We start from the raw sequence: 13,335 nt of genomic DNA on the forward strand, positions 1-13,335 counted from the left end.
AAGTGGTGCCACCTCATTAACTGTTGGGATTATTACCTTATTGTACGGTTTCAAATTCCCAGTACTAGGTCCCGTGATCTCCAATAATGTTTCTCTTTGTACTACTGGTTTAATTTTTGTATTTACGTTTCTTTATAGTTGGATTTGGGTTGAACTGAGCCTAGCTTATTTTAAAAAATTAAAAACATTTATTTTCTAGTGAATCTACAGATTAATCTCTTAACAGAGATAACTCGTTAAAATAATGGAGAAATCGCAATTAGCCTTTTAGAAAAACGTCAATTAGGACAATCTCATCTGAATTTTTTAAGGCGCTTTTCATTATATTTTCAAATTCGGCTAAACTATTTGCCCGTTCTCCTTTAATTCCAAAGCTAGCTGCCAATTGAACAAAATCTGGGTTTGTAAAAGTTACTCCATAGCTCTTACCAAACTTTTTGTTCATCATTTCCTGCTCTATTTTTAATGTAGAGTCGTTTAAAACAATAATGATGAATGAAAGCCCTAAGCGCTTTGCCGTCTCTATTTCTGCAAAATTCATTAAAGCTCCTCCATCTCCAGTAATACAAATAACTGGATCATTAGGGCAGGCTAGTTTAGCTCCAATTGAGCCTGGTAAAGCAATACCCATGGAAGCTAAACCATTTGATATAATGAACTTGTTAGCGTTTTTGGGTTGATAAGTTCGGGCTATAGATACTTTATGAGCTCCTACATCTGAAATCACAATTGTTTCCTCTGAAGAGAGCTTGTCAATACTGTGCAAGATATTCTCAATTGTTAAAGGTAGTAAATTAGTATCTATCTCTTTCTTTTCAATATGATAGGATTGCTTAATTTGTTTCTGAAGATTGCCAGAGGGTATCCACGGTTTAGAAGGGATATCCAGCTGATTGAATACGCGTAAAGTTTGCTTTATATCTCCAACCAATTCGACTTCTACAGGATAATATTCATCTATTTCTGCCGGTAAAGTATCTATATGTAAAATGGGTGTTTTTTTCGCATTCCATTCTTTGGGTAACTTCTCGACAAAATCAAACCCAATTACAATAAGCAGATCAGCTTCCTTTAAGCCTGCGAGCACTTCATCTTTCTCATCAAATCCAAACGTAAAGAAATTTTGTGGATGATCTTTAGATAACACACCTTTAGCCATATAACTATGGGTAACCGGTGATTGAAGACGTTCAATAAATAGTTGAAGCTCATCCACGGCTTCCTGTCTAACAACGCCGTTACCGATAATAACAAAAGGTCTCTCATACTGCCTAATAAGAGTATTGGCAGCCTGAATTGACTCCATGATAGGTATACTTACGGGTATAGATGTAGGTGAAATAGGTTTGATGGGAACGATTTGAGTTGCTAAGTCTTCTGGCAATTCTACTACTATGGGTCCTGGCTTTTCCATTTGTGCAATTTTAAATGCTTTTCGAATAATCTCAGGAAGCGTTTGTGCATCTTTTATTTGAACACGCCACTTCGTTGCTGGTTCTACCATTTTAATAATGTCCATATATTGATGTGACTCTTTATGTTGTCTCCCCAAAGCAGCCTGTCCCGTTAATGCTACAACAGGAGAGTGGTCTAGCTTTGCACTAGATATTCCTGTCAATAAATTAGTAGCTCCTGGTCCTAATGTTGATAAACATACCCCTACTTTGTTTGTTAACCTTCCGTATACATCTGCCATGAAAGCAGCTCCTTGTTCATGCCGCACATTCACGAATTGAATCTGTTTAGAGTTGGATAAAGAATCAATAAAATCCAACGTCTCTTTACCAGGTATTCCGAAAATATATTCAACTCCCTCATTTTCTAAACATTGAACAAGTGTATCCGTCACTTTCATATTGTTCGACCTCTCTTTAGATAGTATTCTGACAAGCTTATGTGAAAGAAATAGCTCATTAATTCTTATCTCGTCTTTTCTCGTTTTAACTAACCGAAACCCTAAATGTATGGAATGAAATCATACTCACTAACTATTATTTATAGTGTTACCATTAGGTTCTTATGTTAAATACATTTTTTAGATAATGTATAAATAATTGGATGAGTCAACCTTTCATCCGTGTGAACTGATTGGGAGTGTGACAATACTCTATAAAGAATTATTATGAGAAAGTAACATTTTAAGGAATGTAAAAAATCCCATATACAAATAATAAGCCGAATACTCGTATAAATTGGAAGGAGCGGCTTTTATGAAAAGATTATTATGGGTAGGATTTATTGTGTTATTTTCGCTAAACATGCTGGTTGAACCAAGTAGTGCTCGTGCTGAAGCACCAGAACATCGTGTTAGTCAATCTCAGGTAACGTTTGAAAATGAATTCAGAAGACTTTGGATGGATCATGTATTGTGGACAAGTAATTATATTACAAGTGCAACAACAGCAGGATCAGAAGACCAAAAACAGGTGTTGGCAAGGTTATTAAAAAATCAGGAAGATATCGGGAATGCTGTGAAGCCGATATACGGAGAAAAAGCTGGGAACAAACTTACGGCTTTGCTTAAGGAACATATTGTGATTGCTGGCAAAATTGTAGATGCAGCTAAAACGGGAAAGAAAGCCTTGGTGAATCAATTAAACAAAGAATGGTATCGAAATGCTGATGATATAGCAGCGTTCCTTAGCCAGGCTAACCCTTATTTAAAAAATGAAGACTTAAAAAAATTACTGTATATGCATCTAAAATTGGTGACAAATGATTTATCTGCAAGCTTAGAAAAAGATTGGGAAGCAAGAATCGTTGCAATTGATGAAGGAATCTCACATATCATCTTAATGGCAGATACTATATCTGCGGGAGTTGTGAAACAGTTTCCAGAGAAATTTAATAAATAATCTTAATAATCTCCGGTAGAACGCTGGAGATTATTTGAAATTCCTTCATAAGAAACTGCACCTGTAAGAACTCTTTTGATTGATGCCTCTAGGAGACCTTATGTTCACTAAAAAGGTACATGTAGATATTCTGCATAAATCGTCATACCAAAAAAAGGTTTATTAAATTTAAACACTGGGTATTATCAAATCAAGACGATGTGTTAAGAGTACCGCCCGTGCATAGGGCGTGTCCTTCTCTATTCTATAAAAAATGGCGCCTCCAACGGCGTCATTTTTTATTTGTAAACAAGTTTAAGGATGCTTCATGCGAAGGTTGGGTTTATATGAAAAGGTACATAGATTCTTATCTAATAGAATCTATTTTTACACCACTATTCAAAAAGATTTTGAATGAACTTCCCTTTCTTTTGGGCAGACGGGTCCCCGTGTGCTCTCTCATCTAATTTAGTTCATATTTATGAATAAAATGCCCGTAAGGAGTATGTGGGCATTGGTTGATCTTTGACTTCTATCATTTCGATGTTTAGAAGATCACTTATAAATATTTTGAGGTTTTTGCATATGAACCTCATTATGATGTAGATCGTCATACCCCAATCACCTTTTTAGTGAAGTGAGTATTGATAAAGAAAGTTAGAAAGATCACATTAATTTAAGTTTAAGATGTCTCTATTGGGATAATATAATAAATAAGCTAGATTTAACGATAATCTGGTTTATTTTCTACATTCTAGGAGGCAACAAAAAATGGAACACGGTAAAGTGAAATGGTTTAATGCTGACAAAGGTTTTGGATTTATCGAGCGTGAAGGTGGAGAAGATGTATTTGTTCACTTCTCAGCTATTCAAGGTGAAGGCTTTAAATCCTTGGATGAAGGTCAAGAAGTGACTTTTGATATCGAACAGGGGCAACGCGGACCACAAGCGACAAACGTAAATAAAGCATAAAAACCATACTAAAAAGCAGACTCTATTTTCAGAGTCTGCTTTTATTTAAAAAGATTTTTATATCAAAACTTATTCATTAATAATTATAGTTCATGTTTTTTTAATTCTTCTTCAAAGAAAAAGGTACTTGGATATTTGTCGACTGTATAAGAGTATCTTTTCATGTTTTTTACATAATGATTTTTTAAGATTGTTACTGATTCATTCGATACTCTTATAGTTACTATTTCTCCATTACTAAATATTTTCTCACTCATAGCCCTTATCCTTTTTTGCACCTGTGTAAATTACATACAAAATAATAAGCGTATTAAGAAACCTGCTGTTTTTGTGTATATAAAATTTTTCATAAAATTGATATCTTGGGCATAATACAGGATAGACACTTGGTAGAGGGGCGATTATTTGAGGCTGAAGGATGGAAACTTTTATACAGATAGTAGAACCAATAAGGTATATAGATTAAATGAAGATGACAAGGGAAGCTGGTACCTGAGTACACGTGATGATGAAGATCGTCATCAAATGTCAAAAACCTCGGGGCGTAACATGATGAAATTGTTAAAGAGTTTTTATAACAAAGTGAACGACGGTTGAAGATTAACCGCTCTGGAAAACAGCATAAAAAAATACAAAGCTAGCTTAACACAGTTAGCTTTGTTTCTAGTTTATAGAGCCAGTTATCATAATGTTTTTTAGGGATTAAGCAACGATACGAACAAAAAAATTTTAGCCTGGCCGTTGCCAATCACCTATTATTTAATTTCGATTGCAGAAGCCTTGTTGTCCCAATCCGACGCCATAATACCATTTCTATATTGTTTTTTGAAAAATCATCTATAATTGATATTGTTTTAATCTCATATTGAGATATATAATAAAAATAAGAAAAAAAGAAAACGCTTTCTAAATTTAAATACATTGTTACTTTTCAAACTATAAGGAGGATTTAAAATGAGCCAAGTGGAAAGAAATTCTAAAGTACAGAAATTAGTTGAGTATAAAAAATTCAATGAAGAAGAAGTTTTAAAAATGACAGATCCGCAGGTTGAATATTATCACTGGCTCTATTTTGATGATTCCGCTTATGATTATATGTAACTCAACTATAAAATAAGAAAAAAGCACAAAAACGTTTGGTTCCAACGGGTTTGTGCTTTTTTCGTTTCTTTAATTATACGATTACTCGTTTTCAATACCTTTTCCTGTGACAACAAAGTGAGGGCTGTCTTCCTTTCGGTTGAAAAGTCTCCAGAACTCACTATACTCATCGTCTTCTGACGTATCCGGAAATCCCTCCACTAAATAACCTTGAGATAAAAAGATCTTTAGCCCTCCTACTTCATCCGAGTCAACTCTTTCAACAATCGTGTGTTCGTTTATACCTTCTACAAAAAATTCAATTCGTTCATCGAATCGATTATTTCCTTGGACATCCCATTCAAAGTACTCATTTTCATCATCCAATCCTGTTCTTGGAGAATAGAAATCCCGTGAGGCTACTACAATTTTATTACCTTTGACAATACGCCATGAACATTGAATATGTAAAGCGTATTCAGCTACTTCTTCCGTTTTCCCCCTTCTGGTTACTAAAATCTTTTCTCCAAATCCTAGCCAAAACAAATTTGAGGCTCTCCCCGCGCATCTTACATTTAAGCCCACTAATTTGTCTAATTTTGATATAGTTGCTTTTCTCATGCTTTTCTCCTTTTATTTGCAGCTAAAGCTCACTTTTACTGCTCAAATTAATACCTGGCATATTCATACTAAACATAAGCTACATTAAAAAGCTCTTTATGAAAACACAGTCTGTTTGTTTCTGCTTTTTTCCTTCTCTTACTTCGCTGATTGTCTTTATAAATTCACGCTCAGTTACTCCTAGATAGGAGTCGGAACGACGAACATATACAATCCTAAGGTTTCTATAAGGCTCAGGTATTGAAAAGAGTTGTACTAACCCTTCCCTCTCATATCTCTCCGCTAATGACCGGGCTATAAGTGTCACACCAAGACCAGAAACTACTGTCCCCATAATCGTTTCGAGTGTAGCAAATTCCATAATTTTCAGGGATACGATCTGTTCTTCTTTTAACCATTGCTTTAGTCTTTCTCTATATTGGCAGCCTTCATTAAATAAAATGAATGGTAGGTGCAGTAACTCTCTGGCAGACTGAATCTGCTTCTTACCTTTTTCATTTGCACTGCATACAAGTACAATTTCTTCATCAAAAGCCGGAATTTGATCAAGCGTTGACACATTTACTGGTTCTGCTACAAATGCCCCGTCTAGCTGGAACTTAAGAACTTTCTCTATTAATTGTGTACTTACTCCTGATACTAGAGAAATATCCACATTTTTGTGCTTATTATGATAGGAAGAAATGATTTCAGGAAACCCTACTACCGTTTCAACTAATCCAATACATAATGATCCAACAAGGTTACGCTCATCTTGAAATGCTTTCTGTATTTCATCCATTAGCCTCATCATTTGTTCTCCGTACGTTAAAAGTTTTCGACCTTCTACATTTAATGTCATTCCGCGTCTGTGACGATGAAACAATGGGTGTCCAATTTTTCGTTCAAGAGATCGAATACGTGCTGTTACATTTGGTTGGACATAACCTAGCTTATCAGCAGCAAGGCTTACACTGCCGTATTCTGCCACAGCCATAAATATACGTATATCTTCTACTTCCATAAACATCCTCCTTTCCACTTACATTCATTTAGGTATTAACAATAGTGATATCTACAATCATTTATCATTATTTTACAAGATATCAAGCTCTAGATAAAATAATGACATCCAATTGTTACTGCAATTATTTAGTAGCCATTACGTAAAGTTCTTAAAATGAGGTGACTAAAAGGAGGAAATCTGATTGTTTTATTTACTATTGTTTCTTGCCATCATCTTGGAGGTAATCGCAGTATTTTTTCTTAATCTTACAAATGGATTCACAAACTTTGTTCCGACTGTTTTTGCCATACTATTTTATTGTTCTTCGATTGCTGCTTATATGCTCCTTAACGCTAAAGGTGAAGTAGGAGTAGCAAGTGCTTTATATGCAGGAGGCGCAACCGTACTTGTTGTTGTCACAGGTATTATTTTTTTAAATGAAACTATTTCCTTATCTAAAATCTTAGGAGTTTCTCTTATTGTAATTGGTGCAGTTTCTCTTAACATTAAAGGAAGTTCTAAAGAAAGAAGGGCAGCGTAATGGGATACGTATTTTTAACGATTGGCTTAGTTTTAGGCATTGCAGGGCAAATGTGTGTAAAACTATCTAAAGGCTTTAGACAAACTGTTCCCACGATAGGCGCATTCTTGCTGTTCATTGCCTGTATTTATTTTATTTCTCTAACGACACACTATTTTGAAATGGGCATCGTTTTTGCTATATGGGCAGGGCTAACGATTGCTAGTACAACGCTGTTAGGTATTTATATATTTAAAGAATCAAAAAACAAAAGAAAGATTATCTCCGTTACTCTTATTATTACAGGGGTTATTATACTGAAAGCTTTCTAATAAAATAAGATAAATAAGGCCCTTAAGTAACCTCGGTTCCGGCTACTTCACAACATCTGGTGTAATAATACTCTTCAATTCTATTAAGAGCATAATGTTGTAGCTGTTCCTGCAATTCATCTAATTGTTCGTATATATTGCTCATTGCCGACACCCCCTACTGTTATATATTTTCTTCATTCTCTGGAGACCAAACTGCCACATCTCCACCTGGACATGCAACTACTAACCAATCTTGTGAATCTGTACCGGCTTGCCAACTTTCATAGAGGTTATCTACTCCAAAGATTGTTAATAGCACACCGCTTGTAAACTGTAACGTTAAATGAGGTTCTTGTTCCCCTAAGAATATGTCTGTGATTTCCTCTTGTTTGGCAATAAGTGAAAAAAAGGAACGTATAGGTGAAACAGTCCACTTGTTTTCCGCAGTAATAACAAGTGGTTGACCATCAGCAGCTTGTATTTTGAGTCTAAAATAATCAGAACGTATTCCATCTCCAACGTGCTTAATTTTTCCACCTTTAAACAACCGGCACAATACTTCTTCTGCCTCCACTTTTTCTTCTTTTTTCATCGTATCACCTCATTTGGTGTTTATTGTTGTTATCATCAACTATATAATAGTTTTACTTCTTCCAGATAGTTTATTTGTGCTTTACCCTACGAAAGGTTGGTTTTATGGACATTCGATTAGTTTATTACGAAAAATATAAAGGTACCGTCACTTCTGAATTTCACTATATTCCCTCTGAACATATAAAGAGGATTTGCAGATGCCCAGATATATCGCATCCCTAAGAAACATTTAGCATATGATATAATTCCATTTGCATTTTTCGAAAGTGCCGGCTCTTTTACTGATGTTGGCGATGGAGCTGTATTGTGAGATGAAACGCTGCCATTTGAGCTAACATAAGTTGCACTTGCCGTTACCCATCGGTTTTGTCCAAGGTTGTACATGCCATTTTTCTTCGCGTACACATTATAATGCTTGCCTTTATGTAACGTACGAACTACTTTTGCATTAAAACTATTTCCTGCTCGAAGATATAACGAATGAGCTTTAACCTGAACCGTACCAATCAGAGTACTAGCATGCACTTTCGATTGAGACAAAATAATAATCAAAGACGCTGCAATTCCAATAGAAATTAACATCTTTATTCGTTTTTTCATCCTGAACACCATCCTTTTTATAACCAATTGAAACATTATGTGTTACCTGTTGAGTCTTACTTCATACTATAAGGGACGTCTCCCATAACATCAGACTGGTTGCAAAAAAAGACTGTTCATCGGTAAAGATGAATCAGCTTTTCTTACCTTCCCCCCAACTTCTGCACTCTCCTTTTTTCTTTTTTACCATTTTTTCTTTTTTCTCCAAATTGGAAGCATCCTAGAACATTTAAACTCCTTATCCCTGTAACTATCTTTCACATTTTTCCTTGATTCCCATATATATTCCATGTAACATAAACACTATCATCTATCTTGGAGGAGTATAATGAATAAAATAACAAAAACAAGCATCATGTGTGCCGTTTTAGTCTCTGGCCTTGCTGCTTGCGAAAGTGGAAAAAAAGAAAACGAAGTAACCGTAGAAGCACCTGCCCCAAAACATACCGCTAGCCTTGAGCACGCAACAAACGTTAGACCGGCAGAAGGCAGCCTATCTTATCATGAAAAATCTAAACACCATAAATACTATATTTCAACCAACAGCGCATCTTACGTGGATGATATCGATAGCATTAACGGAACTTCAACATTTATGAATGTATCTGTACGTTTAGAAAATACGTTTGAAGAAGGAAATTCTGTATCGCTAAAAGACCTTCACTTTACATTAGAAGACGTAACAGACAGTAAGACCTATGAACCAGCTACTAGAGAGGCTTATACAAAAGAGGGATATACGCTTCTTACAACAAATTATCCAAACATGAAACTAGAAGACAAACCACTTGATTTAAACATTGTTTTTAATATTCCAGATAAGCCTGACCATCTCTATCAATTAATGGTTGTTCAAGATGAGGCAGATGCTGATTATTTTTATTTAGATACAATTAAATCGGCATATAAATAATTAAAAAAGCCACTAACTCTATACTTGAGATAGCGGCTTTTTATATGAAACGCACATATATTTTATTTAATTTTAGGTAAACAACATGATAACATAACTACCTAAAATAACGGAAATAATTGCTCCGTATACGATAACACCCGTTGTATTTTCTTTATTATGTAGTTTCTTCAAAAACGTAGCAAATGCAATATACAGCAAACCCAGGAACAACGGGAAGGTAAGACTTAGAAAGATCATAGGACACCTCACTCACGTCAAAATATAACTTTATTTTATAATCTATACAATATAAGGTAAAAAAATTTGTGATTATTTAGCTGCTGATTTTATTTTAAATAGTTTATTTAGAACATAGATTAATTCAATTTAAATCTCTAAGATGTGTTTAATGTCTTCTGCCGTTAACTCATGGGTTTCCAAATATTGATGCGCTAATTGACAAATGAACCCTCGTTCCTTTAACGAAAACTGGGTGATTTTCTTTTCCGTTGAGCGAAATGGAGGAATTTATACTTGTCGATACTCTTTTTAAGGAGCGGTTTATATGCGCACAGAACAAATAAATATTAGTATTGAAAAACCACTTGCACTTGAATTGGATAAAATCCTTAGTCAAGATACTTTAGACTACGACACACTTAATGAGACACTTGACTATTACATAGTTGAATACGATTCTTTGCTTGAAAGTCGCACCATACTGTTTTCAGACCTATGTGTTATGAGTATTTCAGTATACGTAGAGGACGACAAGGCGCATATTGGCTATTGGCTTACCAGTCCATCTGGAGAAGAGATAGAAGGCACAACTGTCACAACCATTATTCGTTCCTTCTCTATTTCATATCAAGGAAATCTCTATATAGTTGAAATAACCGTTGAGGATTAAATGAATTGTAAAAAGCGTAGCGAACGATACGCTTTTTACAAAAGAGGAAAAGTTCTGTATTTAATCGAAGATTCGCTGCGTTTTTTACATATATTTTACATTAAACCATATTTCGTCATATAAAGGTGATTTACAAACAAAAAATTGTGATGGATACTATTTATTTTAGTTGCATTGTTATAGTAAATCGTTAATCACAGAAGTACATATCTTAAACTGATTTGTGTTAGACTGTTACAAGCTTAATACTTTGAAAAAGAAAGGTCTGAAAAAACATGACACAAACGAATACCGCATTTCGCGATGCACTTATCAAATCACTGCGAGGTGAAAGAGGTCATCTTCCAACAATTAATGCAATAACCGACATTAATATGGGACTTGCTTCACATAAACAAAAGGAATTACCTTACTCTATTTATCAATTAGTGAAGCATATGAGCTATTGGCAAGACTTTTTACTTGCTCTTGCTAAAGGAGAAAACCCTGAGAGACCGAAAAGTGTAAGTGAAAGCTGGCCTGAACATCCTGCTCCGGTTGATGAGGAAGAATGGGAAAAGACGATCCAGCATTTTTGTGATGGAATTGACGAAGCTTGTCACTTAGCTGAGACATTATCAATCGAAGAACCTCTGGATGCTTGGCCAAGTGAAACCCCAGGGGGATTACTGCGTAATATTGCTTCTCACAACAGCTATCATCTCGGTGAAATTGTCATTATGAGAAGATTAAACGGAGCCTGGCCACCGCCAACGGGAGGCTTTCCTGCTTAGATTGAGACATAATGCAGAAACAAAGCTCTAAAAGCGTCCATTAAACACTTTTAGAGCTTTATTTTAGTTGTGTACTCTTATCTTTATGAATAATGTGTCGGACGAAACAAGTCTTACTCTGTATTTCTGACAATTGAAAAGTGTGCAACGTTGTAATGACCATGTAAAGTTCCCTTATAATGCTTTATGATTTGTTTAGCACTTAAACCATTACTGTCCGTTGTTGAATGTCCATCACCCACTAATGTCACATCCACCCCATTGATTGTAGCTGTTCTGACTGCACTATCTATACAGTGTTGTGTCTAAATCAATGAGCAACTTAGCGGATTTTCTTGCCCCCTTGGTCTCTTGACCAGCTCCCCTTCACAGTTAGGACAAATATACATCGCACTTTCACTACATTTATCACAGAACGTACATTCATGTGTACAGATATAAGCAACAGAGCTATTATGGAGTTTCTTATTGCACTTTTCGCATGTATTTCTCATTTCTAAAGCCATTAAATCCCTCCTTTTGATATAATTAAATTGTATTGTATAAATTTCTATTTTCACATATCTATTTTATTGTATTACTAATTAATAGCTTTAATATTGACGGAAAATTCATTATTTTAATTTATAATTTAAAGCGGGGTATGTTTTATGGATGAAATTGATAAAAATATATTACTACATCTACAAGAGAATGCTCGTTTGTCCGTTACACAGTTGGGAAAGCTGGTTGGTTTATCCACCCCTGCTGTTAATGAAAGAGTAAAAAAACTTGAAGAGAAAAACATAATAGATGGATATAGAGCAATAATTAACCCTGAAAATTTCAACAAACCTGTAACTGCTTTTATTTTATACAGCAATACAAAATGCAAGCAATTCGTAGAATATTGTAAAGAACACCCTGAGGTTATCGAATGTCATCGTTTGGCGGGTCAATACAACTATCTAGTAAAAGTTTTAACTACTTCCGTTCAATCTCTGGAAACATTTATTGATGAATCTATGGCTTTTGGAGAGCCGTCTACATTGATTAAGCTTTCCTCACCAGTTGTCTATAAAGCAATAAAATAGAAAGGGAGAAATATCCAATATGAAAAAGCGGATTTTGAGTTGGAGCATTCTTGTTGGGGTTATTATTGTTTTAGCTATTGGTATACCAAGAATAACAGCTAATGAAGCATGCCCTTTAGGTTCATCAGAAGAAAAAAAGAAAGTAGAAGAACTCGAAGGAAATTTTCGAAAGTGGTCACTTGGACCACTTGATAAGTTTATGGTGCAAAGTTACCAAGCAAAGCCGAATGGACATCAGTGGAATAGTGTGAAACAAAAATCAATTAAAAATTACCGTGTCACATATTACACGTTTTTTGGATTTCGTTACATGGAAGCAGAAGTTAGTTGAATCTAACATGGAAAGATAAGATTTGCGCAGAATATTATGCCGCATGCCCGTTTTTTTCTTTATCATGATCCATTCGATGTTACATAGATATAAAAAATAAACGTACAAAAAAAGGTAATGCAACATGCACTACCTTTTTTGTATTGTAATTGTTCTCTAAAACATCTGAAATTATTTTAAAATTATCAATATTATAGATTAAAAGGATTTTATTACCTTTTATGGTATACTCAAACCTAAACTATTCTAAGGAGTGAACGAATTGGAAGTGAATAACCAAATTCAAATGAGAACAGTTATTGAGTAGATGTCTAATGCAAATACCAATTTTAGAAAAGGTGATGTGTGTAGATGAGTCAAAGATATGTTCAGCATCGTTTATTTCCTTACTTATTGGCCGTGTTTTCCGTATATTTACTTATCAGTAAAAATAGCTTTATACCATGGTCCATCCTTGCATTTATAGTAGTTAGCACAAACGTAATAGATAAAAGATATAAGTCTTCAGAAAACACTAAGAGATATATTTTTGCTAATAAGAGACTAGATTTTGTGTACAGACTTTTTTTATCTATCAGTGTTTTATTTATTATGATGAATCTACTTGTCTTAAAATTAGGTACAATATCTGTACTATATGTTCTTCTTCTACTATTTTTGACATCCATATTACTGTTCACTAGTCATATGGAATAATACGCTGTCTGTAGAATAACGAATGGTAGAGTTTTATCAATTAGAGAGGAGCATAAAATTGCAATCAACTTTTCAAAGAAGATTTAAAGACATACTATTCATTATTCTAACCTTATTACTTGTCATCTCCGTATTAG

16 protein-coding genes and 1 pseudogene are annotated in these 13,335 nt (G+C 34.6%); 10 read left to right on the forward strand and 7 right to left on the reverse strand.

Annotated elements, in window-relative coordinates:
* Window positions 1-259: 259 nt before the first annotated feature.
* Window positions 260-1,855 (reverse strand): acetolactate synthase large subunit, encoded by a 1,596-nt coding sequence (locus ACXAE4_RS19230; protein WP_289578853.1) that lies wholly within the window; start codon window positions 1,853-1,855, stop codon window positions 260-262.
* Window positions 1,856-2,210: 355 nt separating this feature from the next.
* Here ACXAE4_RS19230 and ACXAE4_RS19235 point away from each other — a divergent pair, with 355 nt between their 5' ends.
* The 3 genes from ACXAE4_RS19235 to ACXAE4_RS19245 all read left to right on the forward strand — a co-directional run bounded on the left by ACXAE4_RS19235 (window position 2,211) and on the right by ACXAE4_RS19245 (window position 4,907).
* The gene (locus tag ACXAE4_RS19235) at window positions 2,211-2,855 is read left to right on the forward strand and encodes a glycosyltransferase (protein WP_154989124.1); all 645 of its coding nucleotides are present in this window, start codon (window positions 2,211-2,213) and stop codon (window positions 2,853-2,855) included.
* Window positions 2,856-3,605: 750 nt separating this feature from the next.
* The gene (locus ACXAE4_RS19240) at window positions 3,606-3,806 is read left to right on the forward strand and encodes a cold-shock protein (protein WP_013056409.1); all 201 of its coding nucleotides are present in this window, start codon (window positions 3,606-3,608) and stop codon (window positions 3,804-3,806) included.
* A gap of 954 nt (window positions 3,807-4,760) precedes the next feature.
* On the forward strand, window positions 4,761-4,907 hold the full coding sequence (locus ACXAE4_RS19245) for a BH0509 family protein (protein ID WP_014460666.1): 147 nt from the start codon (window positions 4,761-4,763) through the stop codon (window positions 4,905-4,907).
* Between the two features lie 81 nt (window positions 4,908-4,988).
* Here ACXAE4_RS19245 and ACXAE4_RS19250 read toward each other — a convergent pair whose 3' ends face one another.
* On the reverse strand, window positions 4,989-5,507 hold the full coding sequence (locus ACXAE4_RS19250) for a hypothetical protein (protein ID WP_098999945.1): 519 nt from the start codon (window positions 5,505-5,507) through the stop codon (window positions 4,989-4,991).
* 79 nt (window positions 5,508-5,586) lie between these two features.
* On the reverse strand, window positions 5,587-6,510 hold the full coding sequence (locus ACXAE4_RS19255; protein ID WP_475236674.1) for a LysR family transcriptional regulator: 924 nt from the start codon (window positions 6,508-6,510) through the stop codon (window positions 5,587-5,589).
* Window positions 6,511-6,694: 184 nt separating this feature from the next.
* On the opposite strand from ACXAE4_RS19255, the gene ACXAE4_RS19260 reads away from it, so the two are divergent.
* Window positions 6,695-7,033 carry a DMT family transporter gene (locus ACXAE4_RS19260; protein ID WP_028413841.1) on the forward strand — a complete coding sequence of 113 codons (339 nt, stop codon included), beginning with the start codon at window positions 6,695-6,697 and terminating at the stop codon, window positions 7,031-7,033.
* Window positions 7,033-7,344, forward strand: coding sequence for a DMT family transporter (locus ACXAE4_RS19265; RefSeq protein ID WP_028413842.1), 312 nt, complete (start codon window positions 7,033-7,035; stop codon window positions 7,342-7,344). Before ACXAE4_RS19260 ends, ACXAE4_RS19265 begins: the two co-directional genes overlap by 1 nt.
* Window positions 7,345-7,507: 163 nt before the next feature.
* Here the strand turns inward: ACXAE4_RS19265 and ACXAE4_RS19270 are convergent, their stop codons facing one another.
* Together ACXAE4_RS19270 and ACXAE4_RS19275 are read right to left on the reverse strand one after the other, a co-directional pair.
* Window positions 7,508-7,918, reverse strand: coding sequence for a hypothetical protein (locus tag ACXAE4_RS19270; protein WP_051418576.1), 411 nt, complete (start codon window positions 7,916-7,918; stop codon window positions 7,508-7,510).
* 116 nt (window positions 7,919-8,034) lie between these two features.
* A complete protein-coding gene (locus ACXAE4_RS19275; protein ID WP_154989131.1) occupies window positions 8,035-8,520 on the reverse strand; it encodes an SH3 domain-containing protein in 486 nt (161 codons plus the stop codon).
* Window positions 8,521-8,848: 328 nt separating this feature from the next.
* On the opposite strand from ACXAE4_RS19275, the gene ACXAE4_RS19280 reads away from it, so the two are divergent.
* The 3 genes from ACXAE4_RS19280 to ACXAE4_RS19290 all read left to right on the forward strand — a co-directional run bounded on the left by ACXAE4_RS19280 (window position 8,849) and on the right by ACXAE4_RS19290 (window position 11,098).
* Window positions 8,849-9,433 carry a hypothetical protein gene (locus ACXAE4_RS19280; RefSeq protein ID WP_098999957.1) on the forward strand — a complete coding sequence of 195 codons (585 nt, stop codon included), beginning with the start codon at window positions 8,849-8,851 and terminating at the stop codon, window positions 9,431-9,433.
* Window positions 9,434-9,980: 547 nt separating this feature from the next.
* Window positions 9,981-10,325, forward strand: a complete 345-nt coding sequence (locus tag ACXAE4_RS19285; protein ID WP_028413846.1) for a hypothetical protein — start codon at window positions 9,981-9,983, stop codon at window positions 10,323-10,325.
* Between the two features lie 275 nt (window positions 10,326-10,600).
* A complete protein-coding gene (locus tag ACXAE4_RS19290) occupies window positions 10,601-11,098 on the forward strand; it encodes a DinB family protein (RefSeq protein ID WP_028413847.1) in 498 nt (165 codons plus the stop codon).
* A gap of 113 nt (window positions 11,099-11,211) precedes the next feature.
* Here the strand turns inward: ACXAE4_RS19290 and ACXAE4_RS19295 are convergent.
* Both ACXAE4_RS19295 and ACXAE4_RS19300 read right to left on the reverse strand, forming a co-directional pair.
* Window positions 11,212-11,403 (reverse strand): annotated as a pseudogene (locus ACXAE4_RS19295) (cysteine hydrolase); the annotation flags it as partial.
* Complete coding sequence (locus ACXAE4_RS19300) at window positions 11,404-11,604, reverse strand: DUF1272 domain-containing protein (RefSeq protein WP_028413848.1); 201 nt, start codon at window positions 11,602-11,604, stop codon at window positions 11,404-11,406.
* Between the two features lie 144 nt (window positions 11,605-11,748).
* Here ACXAE4_RS19300 and ACXAE4_RS19305 point away from each other — a divergent pair, with 144 nt between their 5' ends.
* Window positions 11,749-12,171, forward strand: a complete 423-nt coding sequence (locus ACXAE4_RS19305; RefSeq protein WP_047751251.1) for an Lrp/AsnC family transcriptional regulator — start codon at window positions 11,749-11,751, stop codon at window positions 12,169-12,171.
* Window positions 12,172-12,190: 19 nt separating this feature from the next.
* Window positions 12,191-12,502, forward strand: coding sequence for a hypothetical protein (locus ACXAE4_RS19310; protein ID WP_098999958.1), 312 nt, complete (start codon window positions 12,191-12,193; stop codon window positions 12,500-12,502).
* Window positions 12,503-13,335 lie beyond the last annotated feature (833 nt).

It is taken from the genome of Priestia sp. ABM2_011, from assembly GCF_056158845.1.

Bases quoted from the DNA above. Each gene is read 5' to 3' on its own strand.
- ACXAE4_RS19230 (WP_289578853.1), bottom strand. From the start codon at position 1,855: ATGAAAGTGACGGATACACTTGTTCAATGTTTAGAAAATGAGGGAGTT.
- ACXAE4_RS19235 (WP_154989124.1), top strand. From the start codon at position 2,211: ATGAAAAGATTATTATGGGTAGGATTTATTGTGTTATTTTCGCTAAAC.
- ACXAE4_RS19240 (WP_013056409.1), top strand. From the start codon at position 3,606: ATGGAACACGGTAAAGTGAAATGGTTTAATGCTGACAAAGGTTTTGGA.
- ACXAE4_RS19245 (WP_014460666.1), top strand. From the start codon at position 4,761: ATGAGCCAAGTGGAAAGAAATTCTAAAGTACAGAAATTAGTTGAGTAT.
- ACXAE4_RS19250 (WP_098999945.1), bottom strand. From the start codon at position 5,507: ATGAGAAAAGCAACTATATCAAAATTAGACAAATTAGTGGGCTTAAAT.
- ACXAE4_RS19255 (WP_475236674.1), bottom strand. From the start codon at position 6,510: ATGGAAGTAGAAGATATACGTATATTTATGGCTGTGGCAGAATACGGC.
- ACXAE4_RS19265 (WP_028413842.1), top strand. From the start codon at position 7,033: ATGGGATACGTATTTTTAACGATTGGCTTAGTTTTAGGCATTGCAGGG.
- ACXAE4_RS19270 (WP_051418576.1), bottom strand. From the start codon at position 7,918: ATGAAAAAAGAAGAAAAAGTGGAGGCAGAAGAAGTATTGTGCCGGTTG.
- ACXAE4_RS19275 (WP_154989131.1), bottom strand. From the start codon at position 8,520: ATGAAAAAACGAATAAAGATGTTAATTTCTATTGGAATTGCAGCGTCT.
- ACXAE4_RS19280 (WP_098999957.1), top strand. From the start codon at position 8,849: ATGAATAAAATAACAAAAACAAGCATCATGTGTGCCGTTTTAGTCTCT.
- ACXAE4_RS19285 (WP_028413846.1), top strand. From the start codon at position 9,981: ATGCGCACAGAACAAATAAATATTAGTATTGAAAAACCACTTGCACTT.
- ACXAE4_RS19290 (WP_028413847.1), top strand. From the start codon at position 10,601: ATGACACAAACGAATACCGCATTTCGCGATGCACTTATCAAATCACTG.
- ACXAE4_RS19300 (WP_028413848.1), bottom strand. From the start codon at position 11,604: ATGGCTTTAGAAATGAGAAATACATGCGAAAAGTGCAATAAGAAACTC.
- ACXAE4_RS19305 (WP_047751251.1), top strand. From the start codon at position 11,749: ATGGATGAAATTGATAAAAATATATTACTACATCTACAAGAGAATGCT.
- ACXAE4_RS19310 (WP_098999958.1), top strand. From the start codon at position 12,191: ATGAAAAAGCGGATTTTGAGTTGGAGCATTCTTGTTGGGGTTATTATT.